Below are 17709 nucleotides of genomic sequence, written 5' to 3'. Positions count from 1 at the left end.
TTTGCGTCAGAAGCCCGGTATGCAAACCTATTTCCTGCTTCGAATGTCTGACTATCGAAAAAATATGAAATATATAATTGTGTATATCCCGGATATTGGCTCACTTATTACTGAGATTAGGCAAAAGTAATTTGTAGACACACATCATATTCATTAATAAATTCCAGAAATTCGCATTCTTATTTGATTTTTAGTGTGATTCCGGATCACGCTTCCGGAGCATGTCTCGGGGACTGGCGCAGATCCTGACCAGGATGACAGAACCTCCGCGCGTCCCGGACTATCCGATGTTCCAATTTTACTACGAAGACGAAGGGTGTAAGTTTTTGTCAGGAAGAGAATGGAACTGTTGCATTGTCATTACTGAATTTCTTCGAAATTTGCCGAAAATCGCGCTTTCTTTTAAGGCAAAATTAATTGCTAAGCCTCCATCTTCCAAGTTATAGGTGCATAGAAACGGCATTGCGTCATATGTGCGAAGTGATTCGCATGTCACATGATGTTGTCTGAAATGGCGTAGAGGGCGGAGCGAACGAGTTCCGATAGCATGAAGCCCCTCAGCTGCGAGACTCAAGCGAGTCATGTTCAATCAAAACCTTTGGTCCGTCTGGACCTCGTGATCGTTGGGACCGCTATCGGTCCCGATGTTCTGAGGCAGGCTGGAAAGCGAAAAACGCTTTCGATCTCGCGAAGAGGCTGCCTCTCGAGAGAAGATCGACAAGGGCATCGTAATCGTGAACTTACCCGAACGAAGGGCTCACTAGATGACATCGATCGTCACTTCCCTCACTGTCAATCAGATCAAGTCCCTTTCCACCGCCTCGATTGCGGCTCTGAAGACGGCTGATATCGCAGCACTGAGCACAACACAGATCAAGGCGCTGAGTTCCACGCAGCTGGCTGCATTTGAAACCGAAGATATCGCCGTTCTCAGCTCCTCGCAGATTGCTGCCATTTCCACGGCGGCTGTCACGGGTCTGACGCTGGACCAGATGTCCGCCCTCGGTTCCAGCCAGATCGCCGGTTTGGGCCTCGCCCAGGTGACCGCGCTTTACGCCAGCCAGATCGAGGTCTTGTCGTCTTCGCAGATCGAGGCACTGACCACGGCGCAGATCGGGACGCTGACGTCTGCAAAGCTTGCCGTGCTCTCCACGGACGACCTGGCGACCTTTACGACCGCTGAAATTGCCGCCATCAAGACGACGGCACTTGTCGGCCTCACCAGTGACCAGATGACCTCGATGGCTTCGTCGCAGATCGCTGCGCTGACGAAGGCGCAGATCGGCGTTCTCTCGACCGACAAGGTGGCCCTCCTGGCCTCAACCCAGGTCGAGGCCCTGACGTCGGTTCAGCTGTCTGGTCTCTCCACCCGCCAGCTGACGGCGCTGACCACAGCCGCTCTGGCCGGTCTCACCTCCACGCAGATCGTCGCTATGAGTGCGGCGCAGATTGGGGCGTTGACGACGGATCAACTCGCCGCTCTGTCGTCCTCGCAGGTCGAAGCCCTGACGACGGCGCAGATCGCTGCGCTGACCTCGACGGACCTCGCTGCCCTCAGCTCGGAAGACATCGCGACCTTCTCCACCGCCGAACTGGCCGCGATCACGACGTCGGCCTTGAACGGTCTGTCGTCGGATGTCATCACCTCGCTCGCATCCTCTCAGATCGAGGCCTTGACCTCCAAGCAGGTCGCTGCGCTTTCGACCGACAAGGTAGCGCTGCTGGCCTCCAGCCAGGTCGAAGCCTTGAGCTCCGCCCAGCTGTCTGGGCTCTCCAGCCGCCAGCTGACGGCGCTGACGACGAATGCCGTTGCCGGTCTCACCTCCACGCAGATCGCGGCTTTGAGCTCTGCCCAGGTGGGAAGCCTGAGCACGGATCAGATCGCGGCCCTCAGCTCTTCGCAGATTGAAGCCCTGACGACGACGCAGGTCGGAGCCCTGTCCTCCAAGCAGTTGGCGGCCATGGCGACGGAAGACATTGCAGCCTTCTCGACCGCTGAAATTGCCGCGATTAAGACGGCAGCTCTGACCGGCCTGACCTCGGAGGCGATCACCTCCATGGCCTCGAGCCAGATCGCCGCCCTGACCAAGGCCCAGGTTGCTGTGCTCTCGACCGACAAGGTGGCCCTCTTGGCCTCTACCCAGGTCGAAGCCCTGAGCTCCGTCCAGCTGTCTGGTCTCTCCAGCCGCCAGCTGACGGCGCTGACGACGGATGCCGTTGCCGGTCTCACCTCGACGCAGATCGCGGCTCTGAGCTCTGTTCAGGTGGGAAGCCTGAGCACGGATCAGATCGCGGCGCTCAGCTCCTCGCAGATCGAGGCTCTGACGACGACGCAGGTCGGAGCGCTCAACTCCAAGCAGTTGGCGGCCATGGCAACGGAAGACATTGCAGCCTTCTCGACGGATGAGATCGCCGCGATCAAGACGACGGCCCTGACCGGCCTGACCTCGGAGGCGATCACCTCGATGGCCTCCAGCCAGATCGCCGCCCTGACCAAGGCACAGGTTGCTGTGCTCTCGACCGACAAGGTGGCCCTCCTGGCCTCTACCCAGGTCGAAGCCCTGAGCTCCGTCCAGCTGTCTGGTCTCTCCACCCGCCAGCTAACGGCGCTGACAACGGACGCTCTGGCCGGTCTCACCTCGACGCAGATCGCAGCTCTGAGCTCTGTCCAGGTCGGTGCGCTGACGACGGATCAGCTGGCTGCGTTGACCTCTTCACAGGTCGAGGCCCTGACGACGGCGCAGATCGCTGCGCTGACCTCGACGGACCTCGCTGCCCTCAGCTCGGAAGACATCGCGACCTTCTCCACCGCCGAACTGGCCGCGATCACGACGTCGGCCCTGAACGGTCTGTCGTCGGATGTCATCACCTCGCTCGCATCCTCCCAGATCGAGGCCTTGACCTCCAAGCAGGTTGCTGCGCTCTCGACCGACAAGGTGGCGCTGCTGGCCTCCAGCCAGGTCGAGGCTCTGAGCTCGGTTCAGCTGTCTGGTCTCTCCAGCCGCCAGCTGACGGCGCTGACGACGGATGCCGTTGCCGGTCTCACCTCGACGCAGATTGCGGCTCTGAGCTCTGTCCAGGTCGGAAGCCTGAGCACGGATCAGATCGCGGCGCTCAGCTCCTCGCAGATCGAGGCTCTGACGACGACGCAGGTGGGAGCGCTCAACTCCAAGCAGTTGGCGGCCATGGCAACGGAAGACATTGCAGCCTTCTCGACGGACGAGATCGCCGCGATCAAGACGACAGCCCTGACCGGCCTGACCTCGGATGCGATCGTCTCCATGGCCTCCAGCCAGATCGCCGCCCTGACCAAGGCCCAGGTTGCTGTGCTCTCGACCGACAAGGTGGCCCTCCTGGCCTCCAGCCAGGTCGAAGCCCTGAGCTCCGTCCAGCTGTCTGGTCTCAGCGCCAAGCAGCTCACCGCAGTCACGACCGCGGCCCTGGCCGGCCTCACCTCCACGCAGATCGAAGCACTCTCGACCGTGCAGGTCGCGGCGCTGACCACCGATCAACTCGCCGCTCTGTCGTCCTCGCAGATCGAAGCCCTGACGACGGGGCAGGTGGCCTCTTTGACCTCGACCGACCTCGCGGCCCTCAGCTCGGAAGACATCGCGACCTTCTCCACCGGAGATCTGGCCGCGATCACGACGGCGGCCTTGAACGGTCTGTCGTCGGATGTCATCACCTCGCTCGCATCCTCTCAGATCGAGGCCTTGACCTCCAAGCAGGTCGCTGCGCTCTCGACCGACAAGGTAGCGCTTCTGGCTTCCAGCCAGGTCGAAGCCTTGAGCTCCGCCCAGCTGTCTGGGCTCTCCAGCCGCCAGCTAACGGCACTGACCACGGATGCCGTTGCCGGTCTCACCTCGACGCAGATCGCGGCTCTGAGCTCTGTCCAGGTGGGAAGCCTGAGCACGGATCAGATCGCGGCCCTCAGTTCTTCGCAGATCGAAGCCCTGACGACGACGCAGGTGGGAGCGCTCAACTCCAAGCAGTTGGCGGCCATGGCAACGGAGGACATCGCAGCCTTCTCGACGGATGAGATTGCTGCGATCAAGACGGCGGCCCTGACCGGCCTGACCTCGGATGCGATCACCTCCATGGCCTCCAGCCAGATCGCCGCCTTGACCAAGGCACAGGTTGCTGTGCTCTCGACCGAGAAGGTGGCCCTCCTGGCCTCTACCCAGGTCGAAGCCCTGAGCTCCGTCCAGCTGTCTGGTCTCTCCAGCCGTCAGCTAACGGCGCTGACCACTGATGCCGTTGCCGGTCTCACCTCGACGCAGATCGCGGCTCTGAGCTCCGTCCAGGTCGGAAGCCTGAGCACGGATCAGATCGCGGCCCTCAGCTCCTCGCAGATCGAAGCTCTGACGACGACGCAGGTTGGTGCCCTGTCCTCCAAGCAGTTGGCCGCCATGGCAACGGAAGACATTGCAGCCTTCTCGACGGACGAGATCGCCGCGATCAAGACGACAGCCCTGACCGGCCTGACATCGGATGCGATCACCTCCATGGCCTCGAGCCAGATCGCCGCCCTGACCAAGGCCCAGGTTGGCGTTCTTTCGACCGACAAGGTGGCCCTCCTGGCCTCTACCCAGGTCGAAGCCTTGAGCTCCGTCCAGCTGTCTGGTCTCTCCAGCCGCCAGCTGACGGCGTTGACCACCGATGCCGTTGCCGGTCTCACCTCGACGCAGATCGCGGCTCTGAGCTCTGTCCAGGTCGGCAGCCTGAGCACGGCCCAGATCGCAGCCCTCAGCTCTTCGCAGATCGAGGCCCTGACGACGACACAGGTCGGAGCCCTCAGCTCCAGCCAGTTGGCGGCCATGGCAACGGAAGACATCGCAGCCTTCTCGACGGATGAGATCGCTGCAATCAAGACGACAGCCCTGACCGGCCTGACATCGGATGCGATCATTTCCATGGCCTCCAGCCAGATCGCCGCCCTGACCAAGGCCCAGGTTGGCGTTCTTTCGACCGACAAGGTGGCGCTGCTGGCCTCTACCCAGGTCGAAGCGCTGAGCTCCGTCCAGCTGTCTGGCCTGAGTGCCAACCAGATCGCCTCGGTCTCGACCGCGGCCCTGGCCGGCCTCACCTCCACGCAGATCACGGCACTGTCGAGCGTTCAGGTTGCCGCGTTGACGACCGACCAGCTGACCGGTCTCACAAGCTCTCAGATCGAGGCGTTGACCAGCGCCCAGGTGGGAGCTCTGTCCTCGGCGGATCTGGGAGCTTTGACCTCCGAAGACATTGCGACCTTCTCGACGGACGAGATCGCCGCGATCAAGACGGCGGCCCTGTCTGGCCTGACCTCGGAGGCGATCACCTCCATGGCCTCCAGCCAGATCGCCGCCCTGACCAAGGCACAGGTTGCTGTGCTCTCGACCGACAAGGTGGCGCTCTTGGCCTCCAGCCAGGTCGAGGCTCTGAGCTCGGTTCAGCTGTCTGGTCTCTCCAGCCGTCAGCTAACGGCGCTGACCACCGATGCCGTAGCCGGTCTCACCTCGACCCAGATCGCGGCTCTGAGCTCTGCCCAGGTGGGAAGCCTGAGCACCGATCAGATCGCAGCCCTCAGCTCTTCGCAGATCGAAGCCCTGACGACGGGTCAGGTCGGAGCCCTCAGCTCCAGCCAGTTGGCGGCCATGGCAACGGAAGACATCGCGACCTTCTCGACGGATGAGATTGCCGCGATCAAGACCGGTGCCCTGTCTGGCCTGACCTCGGAGGCGATCACCTCCATGGCCTCCAGCCAGATCGCCGCCCTGACCAAGGCACAGGTTGGCGTGCTCTCGACCGAGAAGGTGGCGCTGCTGGCCTCCAGCCAGGTCGAAGCTCTGAGCTCCGTCCAGCTGTCTGGTCTCTCCAGCCGCCAGGTAACGGCGCTGACAACCGATGCCGTAGCCGGTCTCACCTCGACGCAGATCGCGGCTCTGAGCTCTGCCCAGGTCGGAAGCCTGAGCACAGACCAGATCGCGGCTCTGAGTTCTTCGCAGATCGAGGCTCTGACGACGACGCAGGTCGGAGCCCTCAGCTCCAGCCAGCTGGCCGCCATGGCAACGGAAGACATTGCAGCCTTCTCGACGGATGAGATTGCCGCGATCAAGACCGGTGCCCTGTCTGGCCTGACCTCGGAGGCGATCACCTCCATGGCCTCCAGCCAGATCGCCGCCCTGACCAAGGCACAGGTTGGCGTGCTCTCGACCGAGAAGGTGGCGCTGCTGGCCTCCAGCCAGGTCGAAGCTCTGAGCTCCGTCCAGCTGTCTGGTCTCTCCAGCCGCCAGGTAACGGCGCTGACCACCGATGCTGTTGCCGGTCTCACCTCGACGCAGATCGCGGCTCTGAGCTCTGTGCAGGTCGGAAGCCTGAGCACGGACCAGATCGCGGCCCTCAGCTCTTCGCAGATCGAAGCCCTGACGACGACGCAGGTGGGAGCGCTGAGCTCCAACCAGCTGGCCGCCATGGCAACGGAAGACATCGCAGCCTTCTCGACGGACGAGATTGCCGCGATCAAGACGACAGCCCTCACCGGCCTGACCTCGGAGGCGATCACCTCGATGGCCTCCAGCCAGATCGCCGCCCTGACCAAGGCACAGGTTGGCGTGCTCTCGACCGAGAAGGTGGCCCTCCTGGCCTCTACCCAGGTCGAAGCGCTGAGCTCGGTTCAGCTGTCTGGTCTCTCCAGCCGCCAGCTAACGGCGCTGACGACGGACGCTTTGGCCGGTCTCACCTCGACGCAGATCGCGGCTCTGAGCTCTGTCCAGGTCGGAAGCCTGAGCACCGATCAGATCGCGGCTCTGAGTTCTTCGCAGATCGAGGCTCTGACGTCAGCCCAGGTCGGAGCGCTCAGCTCCAACCAGCTGGCGGCCATGGCAACGGAAGACATCGCGACCTTCTCGACGGATGAGATTGCCGCGATCAAGACGACAGCCCTGTCCGGCCTGACCTCGGATGCGATCACCTCGATGGCCTCGAGCCAGATCGCCGCCCTGACCAAGGCACAGGTTGGTGTGCTCTCGACCGAGAAGGTGGCCCTCCTGGCCTCTACCCAGGTCGAAGCGCTGAGTTCCGTCCAGCTGTCTGGCCTGAGCGCCAGCCAGATCGCCTCGGTCACGACCGGAGCCCTGGCCGGCCTCTCCTCCACGCAGATCGAAGCACTCTCGACCGTTCAGGTCGCGGCGCTGACGACCGATCAGCTGGCGGCTCTGAGCACCTCGCAGATTGAGGCTCTGACGACCGGCCAGGTGGGGGCTCTGACCTCGACCGACCTCGCTGCTCTCACCTCGGAAGACATCGCGACCTTCTCCACCGGAGATCTGGCCGCGATCACGACGGCGGCTCTCGCTGGTCTGTCTTCGGATGTCATCACCTCGCTCGCATCCACTCAGATCGAGGCCTTGACGTCCAAGCAGGTGGCTGCGCTTTCGACCGACAAGGTGGCGCTGCTCTCGTCCAGCCAGGTGGAAGCGCTGAGTTCCAGCCAGCTGGCCAATCTGACGGTGAAGCAGGTCGGGGCACTGACCACGAATGCGGTGACGGGTCTCACAAGCTCGCAGATCGCATCTCTGGCGGCACTGCAGGTCGCAGCGATGACGACGGACCAAATCTCGGCCCTGTCCTCGTCGCAGATCGAAGCCTTGACCACCGGCCAGATCCGCGTCCTGAGCTCTGCTCAGATCGCGGCCATGGAAACGGATGAGATCAAGACCTTCACGACGGACGAAATCGCGTCGATCAGCACGGCGGCCATTGCCGGACTGGCAACCGAAGATCTGGGTGCGATGTCGACTGACCAGCTGATTTCCTTCACCGGTGATCAGTTTGCGAAGTTCAACGAAGATCAGGTCGCAGCCATCATCAACGTTTACGCCAACAACTAAGCAGTGTTGGAGTGATAAAAGGCGGCGCGGAAGTTTTCCGCGCCGCTTTCTATTTGTCGTACCGGAGAAAACGCGAGATCGCGCCCTCGTCGTCGCGGTGAGATCGGGGATCTCCAGCCCTGCGCAAGTTCAACCGCCTAGTGTGTGGATCAAGCAGAAATGCATCCCTCAGCCACCGAGCACAGAAGGCGCCGTCGCAGGATGACCATGAACATCCAAACTCCCCAGCAGGCATCCCCCAATAGTGCACAGCTCGATCTTGCACGGCAGCAGAAGCTCTCTCTTCTTGACGTATTGCAGCTCGCCAACGAGCTGACGGCGGCCGGCCAGATGGCCGCTGCCGCGGAACTTTATAAAACCTGGGTGGCTTTCAACGACGACAACCCGCTGATCCACATCGCCTATTTCAACTACGGCGTTGCGCTCTCGCAGGCGGGAGATCCTGCCGGCGCGGTTCAGGCTTTGCGCGCCTGTGTGAAAATCGATCCCGGCTTCGGACCTGGCCACGTCAACCTCGGCCGCCAGCTTGAGGACAACGGACTGCTCCTCCAGGCTGTTCAGCAGTGGCAGAAATACGTCAACGAGACCAATCAGGTAACGCCGGACCGGGTATCCCACCGGCAGATGGTGTTGCAGAACATCGGGCGCGTGCTCGAAACCGCCGATCAGATGGAGGAAGCGGAAAAGAACCTCATCGCGGCCTTCGAACTGCAGCCGTCGCATCTGGAGAATGGTCAGCACTGGGCATCATTGCGCCAGCGCCAGTGCAAATGGCCGGTCCTGGCCCCCTCCAACCATGTGACCCCACGCCAGATGCTGGACGCCATGTCGTCGCTCACTCTGAGTTGCTATTCCGACGACCCGATGTTCCAGCTGGCCAAGGCGTACAAATACAATCGGTCGCTGATCGGCAGCCGACCGAATCTCGATCGAAGCGCCCGGGGTTCCGTTCGTACCAGGATCGCTGCGGGACAGCGCATCCGTGTGGGCTATCTGTCGTCCGACTTGCGTGATCACGCCGTCGGCTTCGCGCTCGTCGAAGTGCTGGAACTGCACGACAAGTCCAAGATCGAGGTCTACGCCTATTATTGCGGCGAACGCCGTGCGAACGACCCGACGCAGAACCGCATCAAGGCGGTCGTCGATGCCTGGCGCGATGTTGCGCAGCTGACGGATGCGCAGGCAGCGGCTCAGATCTGCCAGGACGAGATCGATATTCTGATCGATGTCAACGGCTATACCAAGCACGCCCGCCCCAAGATCTTTTCTTACCGCCCGGCACCGGTGATCGTGAATTTCTGCGGTTACCCGGGCTCGATGGGCAGCCCCTTCCACCAGTATATCATCGCCGATGACGTGATCATCCCGCCGGACAGCGAGATCTACTATTCGGAGAAGGTGCTGAGAATTCCGTGCAACCAGCCGCTCGACCGCAAGCGTCTGATTGCCGCGACACCCAAGCGCGCCGACGTCGGCCTGCCGGAGGACAAGTTCGTCTTTGCCTCCTTCAACGGCATGCAGAAAATCACCCCGCAGGTCTTCATGCGCTGGATGGCGATCCTGTCGCTCACCCCCAACAGCATTCTCTGGCTTCTGACCGGAGGCGACGAGGTGGATCAACGCCTGCGCGAGATGGCAAAACAGGCTGGCATCGAGCCGGATCGCCTGCTCTTTGCCGCCAAGGCTGCCAATCCGCATCACCTGGCCCGCATTCCGCTGGCGGACCTGTTCCTCGACACCTTCCCCTACGGCGCGCATTCGACCGCCGCCGATTCGATCATGCAGGGACTTCCGGTCCTCACGATGCCTGGCAACAGCTTCGCGGCACGCTTTTGCGCCAGCGTCGTGACCGCGGCCGGTGCGCCGGAACTGCTGTGCACCTCGCCGGACGACTATGTGCGCAAGGCGGTGGGCTTTGCGAAGGATCCGAAGAGCTTGCTCGCCATCCGTGCATCTCTCAAGCGGCAACGCGAGACGTGCGTGCTCCGCGACATGCCGGCGACGACCCGGCGTCTAGAGGACCTGTTCCACCAGATGCAGAGTGAGGCGGAGCGGGGAGAAACACCGGTTCCAGACCTGTCCAACCTCGACGTCTATTACGAGATCGGCGCCGACCTCGTCTTGTCCGGAACGGACTACGAAACGCCAGAGGCGCATCGCGCCCGTTACCGCGAGCGGCTTGCCGAATGGCACGACTACATGCCGTTGCCGCGCGATAACAAGCTCTGGACCTAGCCTTTGCCGCGCCCGTTTAGCGTCATCTCTCTTTCCTTCATTTGAGGCCCCAATGGCTCCCGTAATTCTCGTAACTTTTGCCGGCCGGCAGAAGCGAATGGGCGTGCTCACGCACTATGTTCGACGCGCACTCGAACTCGGCATCATCGATCAGTGGCACATCTGGGATTTCACCCGGTCGCCGGAAGATCACGCCTGGGTAACCGAAGAGTTCGGCCCCGTTCGCTTCATGGGGGCCAAGGCTCCCTATCAGGCGGCGGGAACCGTGTCGCGTCTCGGCTCGTTCCGGACGAGCGTTGGCATCACCAATGACCTTCACATCGGTGTTTTGCCGCAGAATGACCCGGACAATTTCTACGAGTTCGTCATCGGCGGATGGAACAATCAGGCGTCGGCGCTGCGAAAGATCTCCAGGGATAACCTGCTGCATGCCGACCGAAAGGACGTGACCAATTCGTGGTCGCGCATCACGCCGGGAATCCTGTCGCCTGGTGCCGAAAATTCTGTCGTGATCAGCATGAACGCCAACGGTGGGGTGGAATTGCTGGTCAACGACATCGTGGTGGGGGAGTGGGGTGATCTCGATCTCGGAGAATCGGCATCCGTGATGATCCGCGGTGGCTGGGGTGGCGATCTGGAACTCTGCGACACCAACGCCGGCATTCAGCGCTACATCGGCAATCCGAACGAACAGATGCCGTACTGGCAGGCCTATCAGTATTACGCCAAGCGGCTCCCTCAGTTCGCCGATGCCCTTTTCCTGAAGTGCGACGACGACATCGTCTATCTGGACATTGAGAAGCTGTCGGACTTCATCAATTTCCGCCGCCGCAATCCTCACTATTTCGTGGTGTCGGCCAATGTCGTCAACAACGGCGTCTGCGCCTATCTGCAGCAGCAGGCCGGTCAGCTCCCGGAAGCCATCCTGGGGGAGTTCGAACACCCACCGGGTGGGTTTGGTGGTACTTTGTGGCAGAGCGGCGAACGGGCGCTCAAGCTGCATGAGTACTTCCTTCAGTCGGACCGCAAGAACGTCCCGCTGAAGGCCCCTGTAATTGAATGGAACGAACGCCAATCGATCAATTTCATCGCCTGGCTCGGGCGCGACATCCTGCACATGGCGCTGGCGCAGGGGGATGATGAGCGGGTCATGACCGTGGATCTGCCGGCCTATCTCGGGCGACCTTGCGCGATCTATTCGGACTTCATCGTCAGCCACCTGAGCTTTGGCCCGCAGGAGCGCGGCTTCGACTTTGATCCCCTGGTGGACAAGTACGACGTGCTGATGCGCGAGAAACTTGGTTTGTAATCGATTGGGCGGGCTGACGAGGCCCGCCCGTAAGCCGTCGTTCTAGACGGCAAGGCGATGACCTGAACGCCAGGCCTTCTGGCGTGCCGTTGGTCGTATCCTCACGAACCCGCAGGCGCCTTCGAAGCCTCGATCGCCCTTAGAAATGACTTTCCCTCTTCGTTGTCCCGCAGTGGCATCCGTTTGGTCGTCCCCCTGATCAGCGTCCGGTTCCGCTCGCCGTTCGGACATAGGGCCGTACAAGACAGCGGGACGATCGATCCATGGTTTAACCCGCATCGTTAATGTTCTTCTCGCTCGCGTCGGGTTTCTCGATGGGCACGAGTGCCTTGCGTACGACATGAAGCAACCGGCCCGTCCGCGCATGGCGACGCAAACCCATGCTGAGGCGGATGAAGCGTCGCTCCCGCAAAAAGATCCCGTGATCCTGATGATGTGAAAAATGGTTAACTCCGTTTACCGTGCGTTAACCAAGGTGCGGTTAACTGTTCTCACTCAAGCGGTGCGTCTCTTGGCAAGGTTTTCGTCGAGAATGGCATGATGCGCAGCACCCTTGCCGGTACAGGAACCGGAATGTCCCTGATCTTTCAGTCTGCACAAGGGGCAGTATAATGACGAGCATTCTGACCAACTCTTCTGCTATCGCAGCTCTCTCGACACTGCGCACGATCAACAGCGACATGGAAATGACGCAGAGCCGCATTTCGTCTGGCTACAAGGTCGAGACCGCAGCCGACAACGCAGCCTATTGGTCGATCGCCACCACCATGCGTTCCGACAACAAGGCTCTCGGTACCGTTCAGGACGCACTCGGCCTCGGCGCTGCGACCACCGATGTGGCCTATACCGCCCTCGAATCGTCGATCAAAGTTGTCGATGAAATCAAGGCGAAGATCACCGCGGCCTCCGAGCCGGGCGTTGACAAGGCAAAGATCCAGAAGGAAATCGATCAGCTGCAGAACCAGCTGGAATCGATCTCCAAGTCGGCCTCCTTCTCCGGCGAAAACTGGGTTTATCACACCGCTTCCGCCGGTGCCGGCACGCAGGCGATCGTCGGTTCGTTCAACCGCGATGCGGATGGCAATGTCAGCCTGACGACGCTGGAATACGATACCAACAACTCCTCGCTGATCGAAGTCGATACGGCAGGCGCCAACGTCACGACCGGCACAGGTCTCCTGTCCACCTACATGAGCTTCTCCAGCGCGACTGGCGCGACCGTTTCGCTGACCTACTCGGTCCTGACGCTCGACATCAGCAGCATGACGACCGGCGATCTCGGCCTTGCGCTCTCCGGCGTTGATTCGGTTCTCCAGGAAATGACGGACGCTGCCGCTGACGTCGGTGCCATCAACTCCCGTATCGACCTCCAGAAGGACTTCGTCGCGGATCTGATGGACTCGATCGAAAAGGGCGTCGGCAAGCTGGTTGATGCCGACATGAACGAGGAATCGACCCGCCTGAAGGCTCTGCAGACGCAGCAGCAGCTGGGCATCCAGGCTCTGTCGATCGCCAACAGCGGTTCGCAGAACATCCTCTCGCTCTTCCAGTAAGAGCCGGCGAATTTACCATTCGAAACAGGAAGGCCGTGGTTATCCGCGGCCTTCCTTTTTGACGTTCATGTCAGGAATCCAGCTTCGCACAGGTTAGCGAGCTTCTAATAGGTCTTAAGAAATGGTGATTGCGTTTGGCGCTTGGGCGCAAATACGTTAACCCTTCCTTAAGAACGCCGGGCAGCCACCAGGGCAATGACTGTGTCTGCCAGCATGATGCGATCCTGCGTTGCCGGTTGAGCTCCGGCATGTCCCGCTAACGTCAGGGGCAATTCCTCACATGACCAGTATTATTACGAACACCGGTGCACTGGCTGCGCTGCAAACCCTCCGCAACGTCAATCAGAACATGGAAGACGTCCAGAACCGGATTTCTTCCGGTTATCGCGTCGAGACAGCCGCGGACAATGCCGCTTATTGGTCGATCGCCACCACCATGCGGTCCGACAATAAGGCGCTCGGTACCGTTCAGGACGCCTTGGGTCTGGGTGCCGCAAAGACGGATACCGCCTATACTGGACTTGAGTCCGCCATTAGCGTCGTCGATGAAATCAAGTCGAAGATCACGGCAGCATCCGAGCCGGGCGTCGACAAGACGAAAATCAACAAAGAGCTTTCCGAACTCAAGAAGCAGCTCGCTTCCATCGCCGAATCGGCATCGTTCTCCGGCGAGAACTGGCTCTACAACACCGGATCGGCCGGTGCAGGCGTCAAGAACATCGTTGCCTCGTTCAACCGCGCTGCCGACGGTGCCGTTTCGCTCACGACGCTGGAATATGATGCCGGCGGGTCGATCATGATCGACACCTACAGCGCGGGCCGCGGCATCCTCACCAAGGATTGGAGCGTGACGCAGCCGGATGGAACGGCTGGCACGACTGTCGCGAACTACTTCCTGATCGACATCGGCACGGCTGCCGGTGCAATCGCAACGGGCGCCGAGATTACGCTGGACGAAAACACCAGCGCCGACGATCTGGCCGGCATGCTCTCCGCTGTCGAAGCCATGCTGCAGCAGCTGACGGACTCAGCGTCGACGCTCGGTGCGATCACCAGCCGTATCGACATGCAGGAAGGCTTCGTCTCAACGCTGATGGACGCCATCGACAAGGGCGTCGGGCGTCTGGTCGATGCCGACATGAACGAGGAGTCGACACGCCTCAAGGCATTGCAGACACAGCAGCAGCTCGCCATCCAGTCGCTGTCGATCGCAAATACCAACGCGCAGAACATCCTGCAGCTCTTCCAGCAGTAGTCCTGATCCACCGCCAGAGCCTTCGCTGCCCTCCTGCAGCAAAGGCTCGCCTTGGACCGCGAGCTGCCCTGTCGCGGTCCAAACGCTTCACTTTCGCACAAGTTTGGCTGCCTAAGGTTCCGATATCTTCACGCTATTTGTTTATCTGTAATGCGCGTGCTTCCCGACTTTTATCAGGACTGAGTAAATGACCGTTGCGCCAGGATGCCGATTGTCTCGTCGTTGCCCAGAGAGCGGCCGTGTTGTTGAAACGTTTGCGTTTGGGGGAGCTTCCAAATGACCGCGCCGCTTTCCCGATATCTCAAGGATTTCTCCTCACCTCCACCGCTGCCGGCACCTTCGGAGCCGGAAGACTTCGCTCCGGCGTTCCCGTTCGAGCTCGAACCTCCGGAACCCGCCGTCGATCTTGAGGCCGAGCGTGCCGCGGCCTTTGCGGAGGGCAAGGCTGCCGGCGAAGCAGAAATTCGCTCGGCTTGGGAGGCCGAACGCGAAAGCGCCGATGCAAAGCATGCGAAGGCGCTAGACTCGCTGAAAGCCCGGCTGGAGGGCGATGCCCTCATTCGGCTGGAGACGATGCTGCGCGACACCGTTGAACGTCTTGCCGAGCATGTCTGCGAGCAGGTTGCTCCGGTTCTGGCGCCGGTTCTTCAAGAGGCCGTGGCGGCCAAGGCCATCGAAGACCTCGCCCGCGCGGTCAAGGATGCCTTGCTGTCCGAGAAAGCCGCGCAGGTGACTGTCCGCGGCCCTGCCACGCTGTTTGAAAAGTTCAAGGCTGCCTTGGGCGAGGACGCTCCCGACCTGCAGCACAAGGAAGCCGATGACCTCGACATTTCCATTGACATCAACGATGCCGTCCTCGTGACGCGCCTGTCGGCGTGGGCCGGTAGCCTGAAGAAGGTACTGGCATGAGCGAGCAGAATCATCACCACGGCAAGAACGAGATCATCATCGTCAAAAAGCACGGCGGTGGCCACGATGGCGCGCATGGCGGTGCCTGGAAGATCGCCTATGCCGACTTCATGACCGCGATGATGGCCTTCTTCCTGGTCATGTGGCTGGTGAACGCCGCCAACGAGGAAACCAAGGCGTCGGTCGCGAGCTATTTCAACCCGATCAAGCTGTCGGATGAGACTCCGGCCAAGAAGGGGCTGGAAAAGCCGACCGAAGCCGCGGATGGCGAAGAGAGCAAGGAACGTTCGAAGGTCAAGGCCGATGCCGACACGGTCGGTGCCGCTGCCGCGACCGGGGACGACATGACCTCGAGTTCCGGCGAAGAAACCAACTATTCCGAAGCGGATTTCTTCGAAAATCCCTATTCGGTACTTGCGGAAATCGCGCAGGAGGTTGGCCAGCAGGCAAACGTCAGTGCCAAGGGCGAGGGTGGCGCCAGCGATTCGGGTCCTGCAACGGGCGCCGATGGCGGTGAGGCTTACCGCGATCCCTTCGATCCGGATTTCTGGACGAAACAGATCGAAGTCACGCGGGCTGATGGGAGCCAAAAGGCGCCGGCGGAATCACAGCCGGTGAACGAAGCCAGCGAGATGCCCACCGAGATGTTGCCGCCAGCACCTCCGGCCCCCGGAAAGGTGCCCGTGACGGCGCAGCAAACGGCACAGGCCGATCCAAAACCGGATGCCCCCGATCCCGCCAAACCCTTGGAGGTTGCCGTTGCCATCCCGCAGGCGCGCCCGGATCCGGCTTCCGTCCAGGCCGAGGCGGCAAACGCTGCAAAGCGCGTTGGTGAGGAAAAGAAGGCCGAGGATCTGAAGCAGCAGATTGCCCAGGAGATCGGCGGCGTTGCCGGAAAGCTGCCGGAAGGTCTGATTGTCACGCCGGCAGAAGGCGGTCTTCTGATCACCATTTCGGATCAACTGCAGACGCCGATGTTCAACACCAGTTCCGCCGTGCCGCGCAAGGAACTCGTGCTGGCGATGGAGAAGATCGGCGGGATTCTGGCCAAGCGACAGGGAGATGTGGTGATCCGTGGTCACACCGATGCCCGTCCCTTCAAGGATGGCAGCAACGACAACTGGCGGCTGTCTGCCGCGCGTGCGCACAGTGCCTATTTCATGCTGGTCAAGGGCGGTCTGAAGGAGGATCGGGTCAAGCAGATTTCCGGCTTTGCCGACCGTCGCCCGCAGGTGGCGGAAGACCCTCTGGCTCCGCAAAACCGCCGTATCGAGATTTTGCTTGAGGACGGCGAGACTTGATGAAGCGCGGATTCCTGCAGCGGCTATTCCTGACCACGACGGCGATCTGTTCGCTCTGCGTCGCCGGTGATCGCGCGCGCGCGCAGCAGACCGGCGAAACGCTGGAGCCTTATCAGATGATCCGGTCGCTGCAATACGTGCAGGATACGGTGGTGATGGGGGATCACTCCGCCGGAGAGATGCAGCGTTTCATGCTGAGTTCTCTGGACAAAAGACTGCGCAACATCAATCCGAAGGTGTTCGAAGATCCCCGCAACGTCGATGCCGCGCTGATCTATGCGATGAGCGGCGGCAACCCGGCGACGCTGGAGTTTCTCGTGGCCCGCGATGTCGGCGGCAATTTCGATACGCGTGTCGGCGATGTCCTGCGCAAGTATCTCGCCGGCCGGGGGCTGATGGTGGCCAAGACCCTGACGGCCATGGTGCCCGAATATCAGAACCAGCGCATCGGGCCCTATCTGGCGCTCGTTGCAGGCAACGTGATGGTTGCCAAGGATTCCAACGAAGCGCTTCGTTTCTATTCGGCCGCGCGTCTGGCCGCACCCGGCACCATCATCGAGGAGGCAGCGCTCCGTCGCTCCGTCGCCATCGCCGTCGAAAAGGGCATGCCGGAGCAGGGTATCCGCTTTGCACGCCAATATGCGCGCCGATTCATTCACTCCCCCTATGCAAGCCAGTTCGCAGACCTCTTCGTCGATCTGGTCGTCAAGCATTACGGTGTCATTTCCCAGGAGGACGTGGACGGGGCTTTGGAAGTCATGAGTGACGACCGTGCGCAGGCAATTTACCTGCGGATTGCGCGTCAGGCGACCATTGACGGAAAGACGGACCTGGCGCGGGAGGCCTCCCTGCGTGCCAAGCAGCGGGGTGGGGATGCCCAGACGCCAGGCAGTTCCGTTGCGAAACTCTATGGCGGCGTCGCAAACCTCTCCGCCGGCGAAATTGGCAAGGCCGCGGAGGTGATCGAGGCGGTTTCGGACGACCAGTTGTCCGCACAGGACAGGGCGATCCGGGCGGCTGCGCAGCGCGTGGCAGAAGAAGTGATGCGGCCTCCGTCCAACGTCAGCCTGGAGCAAGTGTCACCGGACACAGTTGCAAATCAGATCAGTGCCGAAAAGACCTCGGCATTGCCCGCGCATGACGCGACCGGGACACCTGCCGCTGCTGCGGCAGCCTCTGCCAGCGCCACTCCTCTCGACTCCGAAGTCAAGTCTTTCATCGACAAGGGACGTTCGAGCTTGAGCGCTGTCGATGATTTGCTGAAAAAGGACAAGTGACG

The 17709-nt window shown here is 61.2% G+C and carries 8 protein-coding genes; all 8 read left to right on the top strand.

Annotation, left to right across the window (positions count from 1 at the left end; translation table 11 throughout):
• The first annotated feature begins 764 nt into the window (after positions 1-764).
• The 8 genes from G6N78_RS02800 to motC all read left to right on the top strand — a co-directional run bounded on the left by G6N78_RS02800 (position 765) and on the right by motC (position 17707).
• Positions 765-7868: a hypothetical protein gene (locus tag G6N78_RS02800; RefSeq protein ID WP_165215546.1), complete on the top strand. Its 7104-nt coding sequence runs from the start codon at positions 765-767 to the stop codon at positions 7866-7868.
• Positions 7869-8069: 201 nt separating this feature from the next.
• A complete protein-coding gene (locus G6N78_RS02795) occupies positions 8070-10103 on the top strand; it encodes an O-linked N-acetylglucosamine transferase, SPINDLY family protein (RefSeq protein WP_165215543.1) in 2034 nt (677 codons plus the stop codon).
• A 97-nt stretch (positions 10104-10200) separates the two neighbouring features.
• Positions 10201-11412 carry a DUF6250 domain-containing protein gene (locus G6N78_RS02790; protein WP_234905866.1) on the top strand — a complete coding sequence of 404 codons (1212 nt, stop codon included), beginning with the start codon at positions 10201-10203 and terminating at the stop codon, positions 11410-11412.
• Between the two features lie 611 nt (positions 11413-12023).
• Positions 12024-12965: a flagellin N-terminal helical domain-containing protein gene (locus tag G6N78_RS02785; RefSeq protein ID WP_165215538.1), complete on the top strand. Its 942-nt coding sequence runs from the start codon at positions 12024-12026 to the stop codon at positions 12963-12965.
• Between the two features lie 280 nt (positions 12966-13245).
• Positions 13246-14220: a flagellin N-terminal helical domain-containing protein gene (locus G6N78_RS02780; RefSeq protein WP_165215536.1), complete on the top strand. Its 975-nt coding sequence runs from the start codon at positions 13246-13248 to the stop codon at positions 14218-14220.
• Positions 14221-14496: 276 nt separating this feature from the next.
• Positions 14497-15129 (top strand): hypothetical protein, encoded by a 633-nt coding sequence (locus G6N78_RS02775; RefSeq protein ID WP_165215534.1) that lies wholly within the window; start codon positions 14497-14499, stop codon positions 15127-15129.
• On the top strand, positions 15126-16430 hold the full coding sequence (locus G6N78_RS02770; RefSeq protein WP_165215532.1) for a MotB family protein: 1305 nt from the start codon (positions 15126-15128) through the stop codon (positions 16428-16430). The genes G6N78_RS02775 and G6N78_RS02770 overlap by 4 nt, the downstream gene beginning before the upstream one ends.
• Entirely contained in the window at positions 16430-17707 is a 1278-nt protein-coding gene (gene motC / locus G6N78_RS02765; RefSeq protein ID WP_165221200.1) for a chemotaxis protein MotC, read from the top strand. Before G6N78_RS02770 ends, motC begins: the two co-directional genes overlap by 1 nt.
• Positions 17708-17709: the final 2 nt, after the last annotated feature.

This window comes from Allorhizobium pseudoryzae (genome assembly GCF_011046245.1).
Lineage (GTDB): Bacteria > Pseudomonadota > Alphaproteobacteria > Rhizobiales > Rhizobiaceae > Neorhizobium > Neorhizobium pseudoryzae.
The sequence above is the reverse complement of the archived record's forward strand: the minus strand, read 5'-3'. Positions and strand labels throughout refer to the sequence as shown.

What these genes read in the sequence shown, in the direction of transcription:
- G6N78_RS02800 (WP_165215546.1), top strand. Translation starts at nt 765, where the DNA reads ATGACATCGATCGTCACTTCCCTCACTGTCAATCAGATCAAGTCCCTT.
- G6N78_RS02785 (WP_165215538.1), top strand. Translation starts at nt 12,024, where the DNA reads ATGACGAGCATTCTGACCAACTCTTCTGCTATCGCAGCTCTCTCGACA.
- G6N78_RS02780 (WP_165215536.1), top strand. Translation starts at nt 13,246, where the DNA reads ATGACCAGTATTATTACGAACACCGGTGCACTGGCTGCGCTGCAAACC.
- G6N78_RS02795 (WP_165215543.1), top strand. Translation starts at nt 8,070, where the DNA reads ATGACCATGAACATCCAAACTCCCCAGCAGGCATCCCCCAATAGTGCA.
- G6N78_RS02790 (WP_234905866.1), top strand. Translation starts at nt 10,201, where the DNA reads ATGGGCGTGCTCACGCACTATGTTCGACGCGCACTCGAACTCGGCATC.
- G6N78_RS02770 (WP_165215532.1), top strand. Translation starts at nt 15,126, where the DNA reads ATGAGCGAGCAGAATCATCACCACGGCAAGAACGAGATCATCATCGTC.
- G6N78_RS02775 (WP_165215534.1), top strand. Translation starts at nt 14,497, where the DNA reads ATGACCGCGCCGCTTTCCCGATATCTCAAGGATTTCTCCTCACCTCCA.
- motC (WP_165221200.1), top strand. Translation starts at nt 16,430, where the DNA reads ATGAAGCGCGGATTCCTGCAGCGGCTATTCCTGACCACGACGGCGATC.